At 68.9% G+C, this 15,958-nt stretch carries 15 protein-coding genes; 1 reads left to right on the top strand and 14 read right to left on the bottom strand.

Annotated elements, in window-relative coordinates:
• Positions 1-51: 51 nt before the first annotated feature.
• From ACFE87_RS00160 to ACFE87_RS00095, 14 genes are all read right to left on the bottom strand, one after another.
• On the bottom strand, positions 52-756 hold the full coding sequence (locus ACFE87_RS00160; protein ID WP_375457571.1) for an esterase/lipase family protein: 705 nt from the start codon (positions 754-756) through the stop codon (positions 52-54).
• Positions 753-1,664 (bottom strand): beta-xylosidase, encoded by a 912-nt coding sequence (locus ACFE87_RS00155; RefSeq protein WP_375457570.1) that lies wholly within the window; start codon positions 1,662-1,664, stop codon positions 753-755. The genes ACFE87_RS00160 and ACFE87_RS00155 overlap by 4 nt, the downstream gene beginning before the upstream one ends.
• On the bottom strand, positions 1,661-2,425 hold the full coding sequence (locus tag ACFE87_RS00150) for a TIGR04290 family methyltransferase (RefSeq protein ID WP_375457807.1): 765 nt from the start codon (positions 2,423-2,425) through the stop codon (positions 1,661-1,663). The genes ACFE87_RS00155 and ACFE87_RS00150 overlap by 4 nt, the downstream gene beginning before the upstream one ends.
• Before the next feature lie 8 nt (positions 2,426-2,433).
• On the bottom strand, positions 2,434-3,267 hold the full coding sequence (locus tag ACFE87_RS00145; protein ID WP_375457569.1) for a nucleotidyltransferase family protein: 834 nt from the start codon (positions 3,265-3,267) through the stop codon (positions 2,434-2,436).
• Positions 3,268-3,396: 129 nt separating this feature from the next.
• The gene (locus ACFE87_RS00140) at positions 3,397-4,482 is read right to left on the bottom strand and encodes a glycosyltransferase (protein WP_375457568.1); all 1,086 of its coding nucleotides are present in this window, start codon (positions 4,480-4,482) and stop codon (positions 3,397-3,399) included.
• Positions 4,479-5,117 (bottom strand): histidine phosphatase family protein, encoded by a 639-nt coding sequence (locus tag ACFE87_RS00135; RefSeq protein WP_375457567.1) that lies wholly within the window; start codon positions 5,115-5,117, stop codon positions 4,479-4,481. Before ACFE87_RS00135 ends, ACFE87_RS00140 begins: the two co-directional genes overlap by 4 nt.
• Before the next feature lie 3 nt (positions 5,118-5,120).
• Positions 5,121-6,200 (bottom strand): inositol-3-phosphate synthase, encoded by a 1,080-nt coding sequence (locus ACFE87_RS00130; RefSeq protein ID WP_375457806.1) that lies wholly within the window; start codon positions 6,198-6,200, stop codon positions 5,121-5,123.
• Positions 6,201-6,526: 326 nt separating this feature from the next.
• Entirely contained in the window at positions 6,527-7,558 is a 1,032-nt protein-coding gene (locus ACFE87_RS00125; RefSeq protein WP_375457805.1) for an SDR family oxidoreductase, read from the bottom strand.
• A 253-nt stretch (positions 7,559-7,811) separates the two neighbouring features.
• Positions 7,812-8,330 (bottom strand): 3-hydroxybutyryl-CoA dehydratase, encoded by a 519-nt coding sequence (locus tag ACFE87_RS00120; RefSeq protein WP_375457566.1) that lies wholly within the window; start codon positions 8,328-8,330, stop codon positions 7,812-7,814.
• 68 nt (positions 8,331-8,398) lie between these two features.
• Complete coding sequence (locus tag ACFE87_RS00115; RefSeq protein ID WP_375457804.1) at positions 8,399-9,319, bottom strand: DMT family transporter; 921 nt, start codon at positions 9,317-9,319, stop codon at positions 8,399-8,401.
• 78 nt (positions 9,320-9,397) lie between these two features.
• On the bottom strand, positions 9,398-10,135 hold the full coding sequence (locus ACFE87_RS00110; protein ID WP_375457565.1) for a 2OG-Fe(II) oxygenase: 738 nt from the start codon (positions 10,133-10,135) through the stop codon (positions 9,398-9,400).
• The gene (gene ada / locus ACFE87_RS00105) at positions 10,132-11,205 is read right to left on the bottom strand and encodes a bifunctional DNA-binding transcriptional regulator/O6-methylguanine-DNA methyltransferase Ada (RefSeq protein ID WP_375457803.1); all 1,074 of its coding nucleotides are present in this window, start codon (positions 11,203-11,205) and stop codon (positions 10,132-10,134) included. Before ada ends, ACFE87_RS00110 begins: the two co-directional genes overlap by 4 nt.
• 133 nt (positions 11,206-11,338) lie before the next feature.
• Positions 11,339-12,655 carry a capsule biosynthesis protein gene (locus tag ACFE87_RS00100; protein WP_375457564.1) on the bottom strand — a complete coding sequence of 439 codons (1,317 nt, stop codon included), beginning with the start codon at positions 12,653-12,655 and terminating at the stop codon, positions 11,339-11,341.
• 192 nt (positions 12,656-12,847) lie between these two features.
• A complete protein-coding gene (locus tag ACFE87_RS00095) occupies positions 12,848-15,025 on the bottom strand; it encodes a glycosyltransferase (protein ID WP_375457563.1) in 2,178 nt (725 codons plus the stop codon).
• A gap of 241 nt (positions 15,026-15,266) precedes the next feature.
• Between ACFE87_RS00095 and ACFE87_RS00090 the strand changes: the two genes are divergently transcribed.
• Complete coding sequence (locus ACFE87_RS00090; RefSeq protein WP_375457562.1) at positions 15,267-15,920, top strand: ABC transporter ATP-binding protein; 654 nt, start codon at positions 15,267-15,269, stop codon at positions 15,918-15,920.
• The last annotated feature ends 38 nt before the right edge of the window (positions 15,921-15,958 follow it).

Below are 15,958 nucleotides of genomic sequence, written 5' to 3'. Positions count from 1 at the left end.
GGTCCGGGGCTGCGACGTCCGCGAGAACGTGAGCTGAAGGTCGCCGCATCCTCAAGCCTGCCCTTCGGTCCCGCCGGCCGGCGGCGAGAACGACCCGGTCTCGAGGAAGCGCATCGTGAGCGAGATCGCCTCCGGGTCTCGCATGATGAACGGGTGGGTGGCCGGGATCGCGATCCAATCCCCGTCCGGCCGGGGGGACGCAAGCTTGGTGCGGGCCAGGGTGACCCGGCCGTCATTCGGGCCGGGGAGGCGCCGCGAGGCCAGCGGGTAGATGCTGCGCGTGCCGGCGATCACGCCGACCGGATAGTCCGGCGCCGGCAACGTCGCCGCGTGCGCGGTGGTGAGCTCCGGACCTGCGGGACCAAAAGCCCATCGAAACCAGAATCTGTGTTGCAGCCGATCCGCGACCTCGCTGCCCTGGTTCGGGGGTGCGAGCATGACCACTCGTCCGAGATTGGCGGGGCGGTGGCGGTCGAGATAGACCCGGGCCACGAGGCCGCCCATCGAATGCGTGACGAGATGGAGAGTACCATTCGAATCCGGGTTGAAGCCCTGGATCGCTGGATGAATGTCATCGGCGAGCTCAGACAAGCTCCTCTGCCGGGACGGGTATCCGAGGTTCAGGACCGCGGCGCGGCGTCGCCTCAAAGCCGCGTCGAGCCCGGCCATGCTGCTCGATCGCCGGAAGATGCCGTGCAGCAGGACGATGCGGGTCGGACTTGGCGGAGCCGGCGCCGGCCGCAGCGTTTCCGTCACTCGGCCGCGGCGCGCACGGAAGCGGGCGCGTAGCGCCGGACCATCGCGGCGCAGAACTCCGCGAAGAGCTCCGGCTCCCGCGGCGCGCTCGAATGGTGCGGCTCGATCCCGAGATGCTCCGGCGTGAAGCAGAAGGTGACCGTGACGTCGAAGTCGCGCAGCGCCTCCATCTGGCGGTCGAACCAGCGCAGCGCGTCCGGCCGGAAGGAATCGGCCCATGACAACCCGGTTCGCAGATAGGTGACGCCGAGCCGCTTCATCCAGGCGACGGCGTCGTCCAGGCGGTGGTCCTCGTAGTGGAACCACTGGCAGAGGCCGAGCGCCGGGGTGAATTCGGGGAAGATCTTGGCGGCCGGTTTCGGCGTGCCGTCCTCGCGCAGGATGCCCATGTGGAAATGACGGAAGTAGGAGGAGCCCTCCGCCTCCTTGTGCCGGGTCGTCGCCTCCCAGGCCTGCGGCAGATCGTAGAGGCTGTACCAATGGATGCGGGGTGCGCGCCCGGTCAGCAGCTCGGCCGTGCGGCGGAGGCCCCATTCCTGCACCTCCTCCGCCCCGAAGCTGGAAATGCCGACCTCCGACACCCAGACCGGCTTGTCGGTGACGGCGCGGATCTCGTCGATCTTCTTCGGCCAGTCGTGGATCGACCACAGATTCCAGTCGAGCGGGAAGCCGTGCACGGCGATCGCGTCGAGATGATCGAGCAATCCGAAGCCGGTCAGCCGGTTCACGAAGGACGGGTCGATCGGCGACATGCCGCCGAGCACGCGCGGCAGGTCCGGGTTCTCGGCCCGGATCGCCTGCGCGGCGAGTTTCGTCATCGCGGCGAACTTGGTCCAGTCGGGATCGACGGCCGGGTCCCAATGCGACTTATTGTTGGGCTCGTTCCAGATCATCGCGGCTTCGATCATCGGGCCGGTTCCTTGCCTTTCATGGGATACACCGCGCCCGACCAGGGCGGCGTCTCGATCGCGACCCTCCGGCACAAGAACACCTCGCTTTCGGGGTGCTCGAGGATCTCGAAACCGGCGGAGCGGAGCATCGCGGCCGAACAGGCGGCGTTCGGCGCCCACCAATTCGTCGGATCGTTGGCGTATTCCTTCTCGATGAAATGCAGCTTCGGGTAGCCGGGCCGGTCGAACATGGCCTCGTCGAAGAAGTCGGCATTGTCCGGCACGGGCTCGATCTCGGGCGAGCCGCGCTGCATCGATTGGAAGAGGAGGAGGTCTTTCGCGACATGCTCGTGGATGAGGTCGAGCGCGAGGAGAGGGTGACGCAGGTGATAGAGCACGCCCATGAAGACGACGAGGTCGAAGCGCTCGCCCAGCGCGGCGACGTCGTAGACGGAGAGCTTGGCGAATTCGATCTCGGCGCCGCTGACCTCGGCCGCGAAGCGGGCCTGGGCGAGGTAATCCTCGTCGAAATCGATGCCCAGCACCCGCTCGGCCCCGCGGCGCTTCATCTCGATCGAATAGAAGCCGCCGTTGCAGCCGATATCGAGCACCGACCTGCCGGTGAGGTCGTCCGGGATTACGTGGGCAAAGCCTTGGAACTTCACGTTCGGGTAGTCGCCGAGGAAATGCTCGGGGGCGGTCCGGATCCCGCCGAGATCGAGATTGTGGAACCAGGGCCCGAGCGCCTCCGCCCGCTGCCTGATCTCGTCCGCCCGCATCACTTTGCTCACGTGTTCCGACCTGCGGTGAGGGGCTCGGCATGGCTTTCGAGCGCCCGCTGGCCCGACGGGCGCGCGAGGCCGACGCGGGCGCCGGAGCCGAGCGCATGCCCGTCCTCGCCCGCCTCGCCGAGGAGCGTCACGGCCGAGCGATACCCGCCGAGCGTCCCGACATCGACATAGGCCTGACCGGCCTTGACCCCGACGGCCCGGCCCCCCGCAGCCAGATAGGCGTTGACCAGGGTACCGATATACTCGTCGGCGCAGAGCCGCTCGCGCCAGAGCGCGCGGAGTTCGTGCAGCACGAAGCCCGGCATCTTGAAGGCGCCCCAGATCCAGTTCGAGCGGGCATCGGGGCTTTTCACCTGGATTTCGAGAACGCTTCCGTCCTCATCCTGAACGACGGCGTCGAAATGCGCCGGATCGTCGACCGGGAAGAGCAGGAAGGAGAGCTGGTCATCCGGGAGTTCGGCGAGGGCGTCGGCCGGAAACCAGACCGTGTCCGGCAGGCCGACGATCACGGCTTCGTCCGGCGAGATCAGCGGCGCCGCCCGGAAGATGGCGTCGCAGAGGCCGGAGGCCTGCGGCTGGACCACATAGGCGATGGCGGCATCCTGATAGCCGGCGCCGTAATAGGCGAGGATGTCCGACTTACCGGGCGAGATCACGAAACAGATCTTGTCGGCGCCGCCCCGGATCATGCGCTCGACCAGGTACTCGCTCACCGCGCAGGGCCGCTCGATCCCGCCTTCGAGGCGGCTGCCGACGGGCAGCAATTCCTTCGAGAAGGCGAGCGGCTGGATGCGGCTGCCGCGGCCCGCGGCCGGAACGATCCCCCACATGGCTCAGCTCTCCGCGGCGTGGTGGCGGCCGCTCACCCCGGCGGAAGCCGGGGCCCAGCTTGCGGGCTCGCTGCCCTGGCGGTCCTGGATCCCGGCTTGCGCCGGGATGAGCGGGAGGCGAGCCATCGCTCAGGCCTCCGCAAGGGCGGGCGCGCGCGCCGCTTCGAGGAGGCCAACCAGCTCCTGCCCCCGTCGGTCCGAGGTATGCTCGGCCAGCACGCGCTCCCGGGCGGCCCTCGCCATGCGGGCGAGATCGTCGTCGCCGGTCGCTATCGCGATCTCGGCCTCCTCCGTCGTGCCGGCGACCAGGATTTCGCGGCCGGGCTCGAAGAAGGCGTCGAGGCCCTCCCAATTGTCGCTCAGAATGGGCGCGCCGCAGGCGGCGGCCTCGAAGAGCCGCCCCGACGGGCACCAGCCCATGGCGGCCATGGCTTCGCGGGTGACGTTCAGGGTCAGGCGGCCGGAGGAGAAGAAGGCCGGGTGCTCGGCCGGCGGCAGGTGGCGCACGAAATAGATGTTCGGCGTCCAGGGAAAATCCTGCGGATATTGCGCGCCGCCGATCAGGAAGCGCCGCTCCGGCGCGCGCCTCGCCGGCGCGACGAACAGCGTCTCCAGCGCCGCCTGGCGGTCGGCCGCATAGGTGCCGAGATAGGAGAGGTCGGCGCGAAAACGCTCGCTCGGCTCGGTCGGCCGGTGCACGGCCGGGTCGACATGGCCGTAGAGCGGCGCAACCCGCTTCGCGCCGAGCCGCGTCCGCAATTCGTCGAGGGCGCCCCCGCCCGTATAGCTGAGGACGAGGTCGAACCCGGCGAGCCCGTCCGGCCCGACATAGCCGGTCGCGTCGCCGCGCGAGAGCCGCGACAGGGTCACGGGCGTGTCGAGGTCGTAGAAGACCCGGGTCGCCCGGGGCGCGGCGAGCACGACCTCGGTCGCGGCGAGCGCGTCAGGGCAATAGGAGGTCACGATCGCGACGTCGGCGGAAGCGATCTCGCGTTCGGCGCGGCGGGCGATGCTCTCCCAATCCGGGTAGATGGCGAGTTCGCCGCCCGGCAGTTCGGTGAGGTCCCGGGCCGCCGCGTAATAGGGCGCGTCCTGCTCGAAGAAGACGACGTGGTGCCCGCGCCTCGCGAGAGCGCCGACCAGGCCCCGCCACAAGGTGGCGTGACCGTTGCCCCAGGAGGACGAGATCGTCAGGCCGAAGATGACGATCTTCATGCCGCGAGCCCGGAGAGGCTGGCCTCTGTCGGGCCGGCGACCCTCTCGTTCACCGACAGCACTTTGCCGCCACCGGCCCAGAGCACGAGGGCGCTGACCGAGGCCGGCGCGACGTCGAAGCTGTGCAGCCGGTCGAGCGAGAGACCGAGGACGGAACAGATCACGGATTTCAGCACGTCGGCGTGGCTGACCGCGACGACCGCTCGGCCCGGGAACAGCCCCTGCCAGCCCTGCACGGCCCCGACCGCGCGGCTCTGCGCTACGTGCATCGCCTCGCCCCCGGGCGGGCAGCCCTCGGCCCGATGATGGTTCCAGTCCGCCCAGGCCGGGTCGCCGTCGAGATCGGCGAAGGCCCGTCCCGTCCAGGCGCCGAAGTCGATCTCGTTCAGGTCCTGGCACGTCGTGACCGGAAGACGGAGCGCGGCCGCGATCGGCCCGGCGGTCTCGCGTGCCCGCTCCAGCGGGCTCGACATCACGGCGGCGATCTCCTCGCCCACGAAACGCGCGGCCAGTGCGGCGGCCTCGCTCCGTCCGGCGGCCCCGAGCGACACGCCCGGCATCCGGCCGCACAGCACGCGCCCGACGCGGTCATGCGCGGCGTGGCGGACCAGGTAGACGGTCGTGGCTTCGCCCATTCGTCAGCTCTTGCCGTCCACGAAGGCGCGGCAGCGTTCGCGCGCCTCATCGTCGGTGAACTGTTTCGGCGGCGACTTCATGAAATAGCTCGACGGCCCGATCAGGGCGCCGCCTATGCCGCGGTCCATCGCGAGCTTGGCGCAGCGGACCGCATCGATCACGACGCCGGCCGAATTCGGGGAATCCCAGACTTCGAGTTTCAACTCGACATTCAGCGGCACGCCCCCGAAGGTCGTGCCCTCGAGCCGGATATGGGCCCATTTCCGGTCCGTGAGCCACGGCACGAAGTCGCTCGGCCCGACATGGATCTGGTCGGGCGCGAGCGGCACGTCGAGGAGGCTCGTCACGGCCTGGGTTTTGGAGATCTTCTTCGATTCGAGGCGTTCGCGCTCCAGCATGTTCCGGAAGTCGGAATTGCCGCCGAAATTGAGCTGGTAGGTGCGGTCCAGCCGGACGCCCCGTTCCTGGAAGAGGTTGGCGAGCGCGCGGTGAACGATGGTCGCGCCGACCTGACTCTTGATGTCGTCGCCGACGATCGGCAGACCGCGCTCCTCGAACCGGCGCCGCCACCCGGCATCGGAGGCGAGGAACACCGGAATGCAATTCACGAAACCGCAGCCTGCTTCGATGGCCTGCTCGGCGTAGAATTCCGACGCCCGCTGGGACCCGACCGGCAGGTAGGAGACCAGGATGTCGGTCTGGGTCCGGGCCAGGATCGCCGCAATGTCACCCACCGGCTCGTCGGATTCCTGGATCTCGTCCGCCATGTAGCGGCCGATGCCGTCCAGCGTAGGACCCCGCTCGACCCTGACGCCCGAAGTCGGGACCTTGGCGAAATCGAAGGTGTTGTTCGGACCGGCGAGGATCGCCTCCGAGACGTCGAGCCCGACCTTGCGGGCGCTGACGTCGAAGGCCGCCGACACCTCGATGTCGCCGACATGGTAGCCGCCGAGATCGACATTCATCAGGCCGGGTACGGGCTCGTTCGATGCGGCGTCAGCGTAATAGGTCAGGCCCTGGACGAAGGATGAGGCGCAATTGCCGACGCCGACCAGGCCGACGCGCAGCTTGCGGCTCACCAGCCGCCTCCCGCTTCAATCTGGGCTGACGCGAAATCGAGTCTGACGGAAGTGCAACGCGGCATCGGCACGGCCTGGACCTCTGGGGCCGACGACGTCGAGGCCCTCCTGTAACGCTCCGGCCCGCCAGCAGGATGCCGCCGCCGCCCGGAGAGCTTTGTACCCCTACAGAAGGCTCCAACAGCGTCAAGCACGGGCCCTCGGAGCCGAACGGGCTGGAGGGGCCCGAGCGGCCAGCGCCGCCCGCCGGCGGGTCCGCCCGTCACGAAACGTACATACTCCGCGCCGGCGCGATGCTCGAAGCCCGGCGCCCGGCGTGCTCCGGCCCGCTACCGTCCCCGGCTGCGCAACCGGGGCGATGCGCCGCCGCGTGGGCCTGACCGGCGCGACGCCAGCAGAGCGAGCCCGGCCACCAAACCCGCGCCCGCCAGAAGCGGCGCGCGGTTCCGGATCGTGGCGTGGAGGCTGAACGGCCGTCCCCACATGATGCCGGACCTCTCGCGCCCGCCGCCTTCGGCCTCGAAGAGGTTGTCCCGCGGCTCCGGAGACCGGCGAGGGTCCGAGAGGAGCGGTTCCATGTAGCCGGCCAGACTGTCGAAGAGCGCCGGCGCGTGCGTCGCGAAGACCGTCTGCGCGGCCCCGATGCCGCCGACCGTGACCTCGCGCCGTGGATGCTGCGCCGCGTCCAGGATCGCGTCGGCGACGAGATCCGGTGCGTAGACGGGCGGGGGAATGCGCAATCCCGCCCCGACATGGTTTGCCGCGTGATGCGCGAGCGGCGTGTCGATGCCGCTCGGCTTGATCAGCGTCACCGAGATCGGCGCGTCGTCGCGCAGGATTTCGATCCGAAGCGAATCGATGAAACCCTTCACGGCATGCTTGCTGGCCGCGTAGGCCCCGAGGATCGGCGTACCCATGTCGGCCGCGATAGACCCGACCGTGATCAGGGCGCCGCCGCCATGCGCTTTCAAATGCGCGACGGCGGCGAGCGAGCCGAAGACCGCGCCCCAGTAATTGGTCCGGAACATGCGCTCGTGTTCGGCGGTCGGGGTCTCGTCGAGCCGCGCATAGATCGCGACCCCCGCATTGTTGACCCAGGTGTCGAAGCCGCCGAACCGCGCCACGGCGGTCTCGACGACGCCTTGTACCGCGCTCTCGTCGCCCATGTCGGCGACCGCGTATTCGGCCCTGCCGCCACGGCGACGAATGTCCATCACGATGTCGCGGAGCGTGGCTTCGGTCCGGGCGACCAGGAGCACCGCTGCACCCGCCTCGGCAAAACGCCGGGCCGTGACGAGCCCGATGCCGGAACTCGCACCGGTGACGACGACCACCTGCTCTCGGATCGGCTTCAATCGCACGCGCAATCTCGGCTCCACGGTACCGGAGCCACGCGCTTTCGCCCGCGCCTCCGATGCTAGAAGCCCGTCAAGCGAGAGGTGCGGCCTCCGTTCCCTGCGCTGCCGGCGCACTGAGACACGATCTCGTGCGCGCTGGTTCAGTCGAACATCGCCACGCCGTCGATTCGCTCGCCGTTTGGAGTCCCGCCGACTCGATGCTCACCCTACGCCAATCAGGTCGCGAGCAAAGGCCCGGCCCGGTGCTGCGAGGATGTCAAACCCCCTCGGGTCTCGGCATGACATGGCCGCAGCTGCCGCAGGTGCGGTGCTCCAGGCTGTCGAAGAAGTTGCGGTAGGCCTGGCTCACGTAATCCTTGCCGTAATCGTCCACCGCCGCCTGCTCCTCGTGCAAGAGCTCGTCGCAACGCGGGCAATACCATCGGAAGCGGTCGATCTCGCCGGTGCGGCGGCCGCGCTCGGTGATCAGGGCGAAGGCGTCGGGCGGGAAACGCGGCGAATGCGGGGTGTTGGCGGGCATGAAATTCGTCGAGCCCTCCGGGATGACGCAGACCTCCTCCTTTCCTTCGGGCGTGCGGTAGTGGAGGTTCATCGTCCCCCGGATCATGTAGGTGAACTCGTCGCTGTCGTTGATGTGGAACTCGCTCCGGTATTCGCGGCCGCGGGCCACGAAGGCGAGCGAGTCCGGCTCCTGCCAAAGCACTTTCACGCGCCGGCCGGATTCGGCGAGCTCGCGCGTGACGCTGGCGAGATCGATGACAGGGGGCTTGTCCATCGCTCGGGCTCCGTTCGGTCGGCAGCTCTCCAACCGCGGGCGAATGCTGTCGCTAGGGGGCCCCGCTGTCAAAGACCTTCGATCGCGCTCGGACGGCTCGGGACGCCTCGTTGACGCCGCGCCTCACGAAACAGGATGAACAGGCCCGCGGCCACGATCACGGCCGCTCCCAGCAGCATCGACGGTCGAGGCACGTCGCCGAAGACGAGATAGCCGAACAAGAGGGCCCAGAGGAGGAGCGTGTACTGGAACGGCGTCACGGTCGCGGCGGAGGCGAGTTTCAGCGAGCGGTTGATGCACATATGCGCGCCGGTCGCGACGATGCCGAGCAGTGACAGGAGGGCGAGGTCGCGCCCGCTCGGGGTGACCCAGCCGAAGGGAGCGGTCACGAGTCCGGCCGCGAGGGCTCCCACCGTCTGCCAGAAGATGAGCGCGATGTCCGGCGTGTCCCTGAGGAGCCGGCCCGTCACCATCATGAAGGCGAAGGCGACGCTGCCCGCGAGCGCGACCCCTGCCGGCCAGGTCAGCGTCGCGGCGGAGGGTTGGAGCGCCACGAGGACGCCGGCGAAGCCGACCGCGATCGCGGTCCAGCGGCGCCATCCGATGCGGTCGCCGAGGAGCAGGGGCGAGAGCGCTGCGACATAGATCGGCGCGGCGAGCCAGAAGGTCATGGCGTCCGCGAGGGGAAGGTAGACCACCGCGCCGTAGAACAGCATCACCTCGGCGGTGGACAGGACGACCCGCGTCGCATGGAGCCCAGGCCGACCATGGAAGATCCGCCACGCACCCGGCCGTCCGATGAACGGCAGGAGCACCAGCAAGGCCGCGAGGCTCCGGAACAGGAGCACCTGCCCGACCGAATAGGTCGAGACCAGCCATTTCCCCATCACGTCGTTGAGGGAGAAGACCAGGATGCCGAGGAGCATGAGCGCGATGCCGCGCGCGGCATCGGCCTGGGCCGGATCGGCCGAATGGCGGGGTTCGGACAGAGGAGGCGCTCCCGATGGGCGCGCCTTGTCGGGTCGCGCCAACAGGGCGTCAAGCCTGCCCGGGACGCTCGGCTTCGTTCAGGCCGCGTCGTGGAAGATGATGCCGGCCGTGAACCGCTCGCCCGAGCGCAGCCGGCTGACGCCATGGCGCAGGTTCACCCGGTAGGTGCCGCGCGTGCCCTGGACCGGCCGGTTCGCCACGGCGAAGATCACGGCTTCGCCCTGCTGCAGCGGCACCACCTCGGCCCGCGACTGCATCCGCGGCCGCTGTTCGGTCAGGACGAACTCGCCTCCCGCGAAATCCCGGCCGGGTTCGGAGAGCAGGATCGCGACCTGGAGCGGGAAGACGGTCTCGCCGTAGAGGTCCTGGTGCAGGCAGTTATAGTCGCCCGGGCCATAGCGCAGCAGCAGCGGCGTCGGCCGGGTCTGACCGGCAGCCGCGCAGCGTTCGAGGAACGCCGAATGCTCCGCCGGGTAGCGGGCCGGCATGCCCATGGCCTGGTTCCACCGGTTCGCCGTCGGAACGAGCCGCTCGTAGAGCGGGGCCCGGAGCGACGCGACCGTGTCCGGGAGCGGATAGGAGAAATACTTGTACTCGCCTCGTCCGAAGCCGTGCCGCGCCATGACGATCCGGCTTCGGAACGGCGCCTCCTCGGGATAGAGGCCGGCGAGGCGCCGACAGCCGGGCTCGTCCAGAAGCGGGCCCACGACGGCGCAGCCGACCTCGTCCAGTTCGCGTGCGATCCGGATCCAGTCCAGCGCTGCCACATCCTGCATAGGCGAGGGCATTGCCCGGGTGGCGGCGGCCGAGCTCATCGCGCCGCCCTTTCGCGGTCCAGCAGCGTGCGCTTTCGCTCGACGCCCCAGCGATAGCCGGAGAGCCCGCCGTCGCTTCGGACCACGCGGTGGCAGGGTATCGCGACGGCGATGGCGTTGGCTCCGCAGGCCGTGCCGACGGCCCGGACCGAGCCCGGCATGCCGATCCGCTTCGCGATCTCGGCATAGGTCGACGTGGTGCCGGCCGGGATGTCGGCCAGCGCTCGCCAGACCCGCTCCTGAAAGGCCGTACCCCGAATGTCGAGCGGCAGGTCGTGACCGATGCCCGGAGCCTCCACCAGGCCGACCACGCGGGCGACCAGCGCCTCGAAGCCGGAATCCTGGCCGATCAGCCGGGCCTTCGGGAAACGGTCCTGGAGGTTGCGGGCGAGGGCGTCCGGATCGTCGCCGATCAGGATGGCGCAGATCCCGCGCTCGCTCTGGGCGACCAGGATCGAGCCGAGCGAACATTCGCCGACCGCGAACCGGATCTCCGTCCGGGCGCCGCCCGCGCGAAACGCGGTCGGCTTCATGCCCAGCACGCCGTCCGCGGCTTCATAGAAGCGGCCGCTCGAGTTGAACCCGGATTCGTAGATCGCTTCCGTCACGTTCGTGTCCGGCCGGGCGAGTTCCTCGCGGACCCGCCGGGCGCGGTGCGCGTCGGCATAGCCCTTGGGCGTCAGTCCGGTGACGGCCTTGAACACCCGGTGGAAATGCGACGGGCTCAGCTCCGCGATCCTGGCCAGGCGTTCCGGCGAGGGAGCCGTCTCGGCTGCCTCTATGGCCCGGCAGGCGAGGGCGATCCGGCCCGCGTGATCCTGCGAGAGCGGCGCCTCGTCCGGCCGGCAACGCAGGCAGGCCCGGAAGCCGCCGTCCCTGGCCTCGGGGCCGTCCTGGAAGAACCGGACATTTTCGGGCTTCGCGAGGCGCGATCCGCAGGATGGGCGGCAATAGACCCCGGTCGTCGTCACCGCATAGACGAAGCGCCCATCCGCGGCGGCGTCTCGGGCCGCAATGGAGGACCATCTTGGATCCGTGTCGGTTTCCGCTCCCGCGACCATCGGCTCCATCCGGCTCAGCTCTGCTGCGGTATCCATGACCCGCTCCCTTTCCGCATCCGTCGATGCGGTGGGTCTAGAGGTCCCGGTCGGGTGCCGCACTCCGGCCTCTGCTGCGGAATTCGCCCGGCTGGGAGCGCCCGACTCAGCGCATCCGGTGGTCTTCCACGGACGCCCAGATCAGGGCGACGATGCTCCACAGGACCAGGCAGATGACCGCGACCGCGATCGGAAACATCACCCGCTTCGGGTAGGACGCCTCCTCGGGCAAGCTCGGGCGGACGAAGGGCGTGAGGTAGACCGAGCGCGCTTCGGCCGACCGCCGGGCCCGGTCGAGACCGCCCTCCGCCAGGGCGTAGAGCGTCTCGGCCACCTTCTGCTTCACCAGGATTTCTTCGAACCTGACGAGCGCGGAGGCGACGTTCCGGGTGTCGCCCTTGGTCCCGGCCATCTGCTCGCGGAGGGCCGTCGTCTGTTTTCTCAACGTGTCGACGCGGGTCTGCAGGTTCCTGACGGTCGGTGAATCGGCGCCGAGCGAGCGCTGCATGACGAAAAGCTGGTTCTCCGCCGTGAGTTGGTCCGTCAGCACCCGCGTCAGGAGCCGGCCGGTCTCGGTCGCGGTCTGGATCGGATCGATCAGCCCTTCCGCGTTGCGATAGCGCTCCAGCTCGCGCAGGGCCTCGGTCATCAGGCCCTGGGCGCGCGCCACCTCGTCGGTCGCACGCTGAAGCGTGTCGCGGCGGGCCCGGGCGGAGATGTCGTTGACCAGCTTCTCGCTCAGCCTCTGGACCGCCTCGGCGAGCAGGACCGCGTCTTCGGGGCGGAAGGCCCGCACGATGACGGTCACGATGGCCGAGGTGCCCTCGATGGCCGTGGTGGTCATCTTGGTCCAATAGGTGAGGAGTTCGTCCGCGGTGACGTCCTGTCCGAGACGCGCGTAGAAATCCGCCTCCGGTCGCCTGAAGATCTCGCGCAGGTTCACGACCTTGCTGATGTCGTCGATCATCGCGCGGCTGTGGATGTAGCTCGTGACGATGTGGGCGTCTTCGGCCGCCGTGCCGGAAGATCCGCCCCCGGCCGCGACCGCCAGCGCGCCGCCTGCGGCGCTGCCCCCAGCTCCGGACACCCCCCCGACGGAGGACATCAGCGAACGCCCAGTGTCCTGCGCGCCCTGCCGGATCACGAATCGCATCTCGGCCGAGTATTGGCTGGTGGCCAGCAGCGCGAAATAGATCGCGGCGACGATCGCCGGCACGAGGACGCAGATGGCGAAGCTGACGGGGCCGATCGGGAAATGTGAGGTGCGGGGCAGATCGCTCGGCAGATACGCCACCTGCGCCCGCGGAACGGGGGGATCGTTCCGGCGGAACAGGCTTCGGGCCTTACGGTAGGTCCTGACCGCGCGCCCATCGCTCGACGCGCGCTCGACCGCGGTCTGCACACCGGAGACGGGAGCGACCACTTCGCTCCTGACGTCGATGACTTGATCCCGAGACGTTCTGTTCGAAGCCATCAACCCAGCCCAACAAACCGGGCGCCCGGCCCGATGTCCCCGCTCGCTCGGTTGAAGACCATCACCCTAGCCCCCGATTCCTGACTTTTTGAAGGCGCGCCCCGAGATCGCGACGGCTTCCCGGCGGGAGACCGACCCCCGTCAGCGCGACTCGGGAAGTTCGTCCAACCCGCGCAGGAGCGGCACGGAGCGGTCCCGCGTATACCACGGATTGGTGGCCGGGTCGGCAAAGCTCTGCGTCCCGTGCCGGGTCCGCAGATTGTGCTGCTCCCTCCGGAAGCGCTCGATGGTCTCGGGCAGAACGTCGCTGCCGCGGCTCGCCGATTCGTGGTGGATCAGCGTCGCGAAGGGCGTCCAGACCACGCGATAGCCGTGTTCCCGGGCCCTCAGGCAGAAATCGATGTCGTTGTAGGCGATCGCAAACAGCTCTTCGTCGAACGCGCCGACCGCATCGAAGCAGCGGCGGGAGACCAGCATCGCGGCCCCGGTCACGGCCGTCATCGTCTGGCGCACGGTTAGGCGGCCGAGCGGACCGCGGAAGTGCTCGGGCTTCCTTTCGTACCAATGCCCGGCAAGGCCCCCCGCGCCGACGATCACCCCCGCATGCTGGATGGTGCGGTCCGGGTAGAGGAGCCGCGCGCCGACGATCCCCGTACCCGGATAGGCGAAGCAGCTGACCATCTCCTTCAGCCAGCCGGGCTCGACGATCTCGATGTCGTTGTTCAGGAGCAGGACGTATTCGCCCGTGGCGTGCGAAAGGCCGCGATTGACGGAGCGCGAGAAGTTGAAGGGTTCGACGACGATGTCCGCCCGGAAGTCCGGCGTTTCGCGCCGGTGCCTCTCGTAGAGCTCGGCGACCTCGGGATCGTCCGAACCGTTGTCGACGACGATGATCTCGAGGCGAGGGTAGTCCGTTCGGCCGGTCAGCCCTTCCAGGACCTGACGGATCAGCGCGAAGGCGTTCCGGCTCGGGATGATGACCGAGACGCGGGGCCAGGCGGTGCGGCCCCGGTCGAACCTGATTCGATGGAGCGAGGGCGAGAGCGCGGGCTCGACGGACGGCGAGACCCCGTCCCGGCTGTAGCGCTCTGCGAGAGCACGGCGGGCGCTCGCGACCGCCACGCCCTCATGCTCCGACGAGAAGCTCGTCTCGTGCCTTCGCCAGACATAGGCCGGATAGGGGAGATGGCGCACCCGGGCCGGGTCGATGCCGTCGAGATACCGGAGCAGCAGGTCGTAATCCTGGGAACCCTGATACCCGTCCCGCAGTCCGCCGATCTCGCTCAGCCGGTCGCGGCGGTAGAGCGAGAGGTGGTTGATGTAGTTCACGCCGGACAGGAGCACCGGATCGTAGGCCGGCTTCAGGAGGTAGTCGCGCACCCGCAGGTCGATGCCGGACACGGCCTCGTCGGTGTAGAGGAGAAGGGTATCGGGGTACCGCTCGAGCGTGCCGACGAGGAGGCCGACCGCGCCTTCCGTCAGGGCGTCGTCGTGGTCCAGCAGCGCCACCCAGGGCGCGGTCGCTGCCGCGAGCGCCCGGTTCGTGGCCGAGGCGATCCCCTGGTTCGTGCCGCCCGGGACCATGGTTACGCCCGGCTCGTCCGCGTGGGCAGCCAGCCAGGCGTGGGTTTCGGCCGATGACGATCCGTCGTCGGCGAAGACGAGTTCGGCGAGCCCGTCCGGCTGCGCCCGGAACGATCGCAGGAGATCGTCCAGGAAGCGCGGGCGCGTGTCGAAGGTCGGGATCAGGAAGGAGATGACGGGATTCGCGCCGGGTCGCGCGGCGGCGGCCCAGTCCGGGCGGATCGCGAGGAGTTCGGCATAGTGATCCTCGGTCTTCGGATAGCGGCGCTGTTCGAGCCCCGACCCGAAGTCGACCGTGGCGATTGCACTCTCCCGCACGGTCTGGACGCGGGTCGGCCCGGTCGGGACGCGGCTTCGGCTGAGGCGCTTCATCAGCCAGTTCGCCGCGATCGAGCTCGCGGCCGCCCAGGCGACGAGGCCGATCGATGCCGGCCGGGAGGCTGGGTCCAGGCGGACGCGGCGGACCTCGGGCATTTGGTGGAGGTCGATGCGGCACACGAACCGCCCGGCGGATCGGAAGCTCGCGCTCACATGCTCCTCGAACCCCTCTCCGATATCCAGGTAGAGGGCTGGGTCGACCTGCGCGTCGAGACCGTCCAGCACGAAGATCAGGTGCCGCGGCCGCCACCACCCGAGCAGGAACTTGAATTGGGGGTCGTCGTCGATCGCGCGCCAGCGGAACGGGCCCGTTCGCTTCAGCCCGACCGTGCGGGGGAGGATGACGGGAAACAGCATCGAAGGGGAGGGCGCGCGCGGTCCGTGGGGATCACGTCAGGTATCGGTTCGCCCGCCGTCGCGCCAGCCGGGCCGGTCCGGCAAGGGCGGGACGTCGAGCGTTGCACCCGGAGCCAGGTGACGATGTCTTGAAGAAGCCATCATGGATGCCCATTCCGGAGAGACAGGATGACGGTGCCGGACACGCCAGAGCCGACCTGCAGCTGCAAGGAATGGTGGCGCGAGCCGGCACCGAACGGACATGATCCAGCTCGCCAACGTCCTGAAATTCTACAAGACCGAACGCCATCGCAAGGTGGTGCTCGACCATGTCTCGACGACCTTCGAATCGGGCTGGTCCTACGGCCTGCTCGGCGTGAACGGGGCCGGCAAGTCGACGACGCTCCGCATCATCGCCGGAACCGAGCTGCCGAATTCCGGCCGGGTCCGCCGGACGACCCGGATTTCGTGGCCGCTCGGCTTTTCCGGAGGATTCCACCCGCTCATGACGGGTCGCGAGAACGTGCATTTCGTGGCCCGGATCTACGGCGAGGATCCGATCCGCGTGTCGCGCTTCGTGGAGGATTTCGCCGAGATCGGCGATTACATGGACGCGCCGATGCGGACCTATTCGTCCGGCATGGGCGCGCGTCTCGCCTTCGGCCTCTCGATGGCGATCGAGTTCGAATGCTACCTGATCGACGAATTGACGGCGGTGGGCGATTCCCGCTTCGCGGCCCGGTGCGACGAGGTCTTCAAGCGCCGGCGCGAGAACACGGATCTGATCGTCGTCTCGCACGCGATCGCGACCGTGAAGGCATTCTGCACCCGTGGCGCCGTCCTGGTCGACGGTCGCATCTTGATGTTCGAGGATGTCGATCAGGCGATCGAGATGTACAATCGGTTGAACCGCTGATGGCGAGGACCGGACCGACCATGAGCCAGCGCGAGACA

The sequence above is a fragment of the uncultured Enterovirga sp. genome, from assembly GCF_964242715.1.
Taxonomy (GTDB): domain Bacteria; phylum Pseudomonadota; class Alphaproteobacteria; order Rhizobiales; family Beijerinckiaceae; genus Enterovirga.
This window is presented reverse-complemented; position numbering and strand designations above follow the sequence as displayed.